Origin of the sequence: Saccharopolyspora sp. (assembly GCF_017434145.1) — a bacterium.
Taxonomy (GTDB): Bacteria; Actinomycetota; Actinomycetes; order Mycobacteriales; family Pseudonocardiaceae; genus Saccharopolyspora_C; species Saccharopolyspora_C galaxeae.
Map to the genome: position 1 here is coordinate 1 of NZ_JAFRFW010000806.1, position 2,660 is coordinate 2,660.

Annotated in this window: 3 protein-coding genes; 2 read left to right on the forward strand and 1 reads right to left on the reverse strand. The window is 69.7% G+C overall.

Annotated features, from left to right (window positions below):
- Both IJH84_RS21875 and IJH84_RS21880 read left to right on the forward strand, forming a co-directional pair.
- Positions 1 to 908, forward strand: a 908-nt coding sequence (locus IJH84_RS21875; RefSeq protein WP_295148393.1) for an SLC13 family permease, incomplete at its 5' end; no start/stop codon positions are given.
- 78 nt (positions 909 to 986) lie between these two features.
- Positions 987 to 1,760: an IclR family transcriptional regulator gene (locus IJH84_RS21880; RefSeq protein ID WP_295148396.1), complete on the forward strand. Its 774-nt coding sequence runs from the start codon at positions 987 to 989 to the stop codon at positions 1,758 to 1,760.
- Between the two features lie 15 nt (positions 1,761 to 1,775).
- Here IJH84_RS21880 and IJH84_RS21885 read toward each other — a convergent pair whose 3' ends face one another.
- Positions 1,776 to 2,549, reverse strand: coding sequence for an enoyl-CoA hydratase/isomerase family protein (locus tag IJH84_RS21885; protein ID WP_295148400.1), 774 nt, complete (start codon positions 2,547 to 2,549; stop codon positions 1,776 to 1,778).
- Positions 2,550 to 2,660: the final 111 nt, after the last annotated feature.

Consider the following 2,660-nt stretch of genomic DNA (forward strand, 5'->3'; position numbering starts at 1 on the left):
AAGGCGCCTCCGCGTGCGGCTTCTCGCCGATCCGCATTTTCGTCAGCAACACGAACGGCGTGGTGGAACGCAGCGGACTGCGCAGCTACCCGGCGTTGTTGTGGGGCAGACAATTCGTTTTCAACCTGTTGCTCAGCGTGCTCGTCTTCTTCCTGTTCGGCGGCCGGGAACTGCTGCGGCGGAAAGTCGACACCGAGCCTCCGGAAATCTCCGGAGCAATGGCTGGACCCGGGACCAGCGGAGGAACCGGCGGCACGACCACGGCTACCGCGGCCGAACCGGCCACCGGTGCGCTCGCACAAATCACCACGCTCAACGCGAATCGCGCGCTCACGCTCACCGGGCTGGTCCTGCTGGCCGTCGGCGCGCTCGCGCTGGAATTCGACGTCGGACTGCTGTCGCTGAGCATCGCCACCGTGCTGTGCATCATCTCGCCGCAGACGACCAAGGCGTGCGTCGGCGAGGTCGCGTGGCCGACCGTGCTGCTGATCTGCGGCGTGGTGACCTACGTGAGCATGATGGAGGAGATCGGCACCATCGAGTTCCTCGGCGACGGCGTCGCAGGCATCGGCGTTCCGCTGCTGGCAGCGTTCGTGATCTGCCTGATCGGCGCGGCGGTGTCCGCGTTCGCCTCGACCACCGGCATCCTCGGCGCGCTCATCCCGCTGGCGGTGCCGTTCCTGCACACCGGCCAGGTCGGCGCCATCGGGATGATCATCGCGTTGACCGTGGCCTCGTCGGTGGTGGACTCCTCGCCGTTCTCCACCAGCGGCGCGCTGGTGGTGGCCAGCAGCCCGGCCGAGATGCGCGACCGGGTGTTCCGGAAGCTGATGACCTGGGGCATGAGCATGATCGTCATCGCCCCGGTGGTGGCCTGCGCGCTGTTCGTCCTGCCCGGATGGTTGTGAGGCACGCCGCGCTGGTCGTGCGCCCGGCCCGGTCCGCCGGTTTCGGACCGGGCCACCGGCGGCCACTAAGCTGAGGATGTGAGCGAAGGAATGCGCACCGTGCTGTCGGCTTTCCGCGTGCTGGAAGAGGTCGCGCACACCCAACCGGCCGGCGTCGGCGAACTCGCCCGCAGGCTCGGGCTGCCCAAGAGCACCGTGCAACGCGCTCTCCGGACACTGTGGACGGCGGGCTGGATCTGCCCGGACGGCGCGGACGTGACCCGCTGGGTGCTGACCACCCGCGCGTTCCAGGTCGGCCAGCACGCCATTTCGGACATCAGCGTGCGCGACGCCGCCGCAGCGGTCCTGCACGAGCTGCGGCGCGAAACCGGCGAAACCGCGCACCTCATGGTCCGCGAAGGCGAGCACGCCGTGCTGATCGAGCGGGTCGAGACCGACCACCCGGTCCGCGCGGTGCTGCCGCTGGGCAGCACCGTCCCGCTGCACGGCTCCTCGAACGGCAAGGCGATCCTCGCGGCCATGCCGCGGGAGAAGGTGCAGCCGATCATCGGGGAACGGCTCCAGCGCTACACCGGAAGCACCATTGTGGACTGGGACGAGTTCTTCGCCGAACTCGACGGCGTGACCCAGCGCGGTTTCGCCTCGAACTTCGGGGAATGGCGCGCGGACATCGCCGCGGTCGCCGCGGCCATCCTGGACTCCAGCGGCGAGCCGGTGGCGAGCCTGTCCGTGTCCGCACCCGCGGGCCGGATGTCCGAACAGGCGCGGGACCACTACGGGCCGCTGGTCATCGAAGCGGCCCAGCGGGTCAGCGCCACGCTCGGCTACCGGCGCCCGGTGCGACCTCGCTGACCCGCTCATCGCCGATCACCGGCCGCGCCACTGCGGGCGGCGCTTGTCCACGAAAGCGCCGACCCCTTCCCGGAAATCCTCGCTGCCGTAGCAGAGCTCGATCAGATCGTCGCCCGGTGGCAACGAATGCTCCCGCAGCCGCCGCATCGCCTGCTTGCTCGCCCGCATCGTCAGCGGAGCCTGCGCGGTGATCTGCTCGCACAGCGCATCGATCCGGCCGTCCAGTTCGGACTCGGGCACCACTTCGGACGCGAGCCCGATGCGTTCGGCCTGCTCGGCCTCGACGAACCCGGCGGTGCAGATCAGGTGCATGGCGCGTCCCGCTCCGATCAGCTGCACCAGCCGCGCGTAGTTCCGCATGGACAGGCAGTTGCCCACCGTGCGCGCGATCGGCAGCCCGAACTTCGCCGCGGGCGAGCAGATCCGCAGGTCGCAGCAAGCCGCGATGGTCAACCCGCCGCCGGTCGCATAACCGTCGACCGCGGCGATCGTGGGCACCCGGATCCCCTCGACCCGGTCCAGGACGCCGTCGATGCGCTGCTCGTAGGCATGTCCGTCCGCGGCGCCGCGAAAGTCCTGGAACTGGGCGATGTCCGTGCCCGCCACGAACGCTTTCCCGCCCGCTCCGCGGAAAACGACCACCCGGACCGCTTCGTCGGCGTTGACCCGCTCGCAGAAATCGGCGAGCCCGTCGTACATCTCCCACGTCATGGCGTTGCGCGCAGCAGGGCGGTCGAAGGTGGCGGTGGCGACTGTCCCGTTGAACTCGGTGCGCAACTGATCGGTCATCCGGCGGCTCCTTCGGCGCGCATCCGGGCGATCTCGGCGTCGGTGCGGCCGAGCGATCGCAGAACTTCGTCGGTGTGCTGCCCCAGATCGGGCGCGACGCGGCGCATTTCC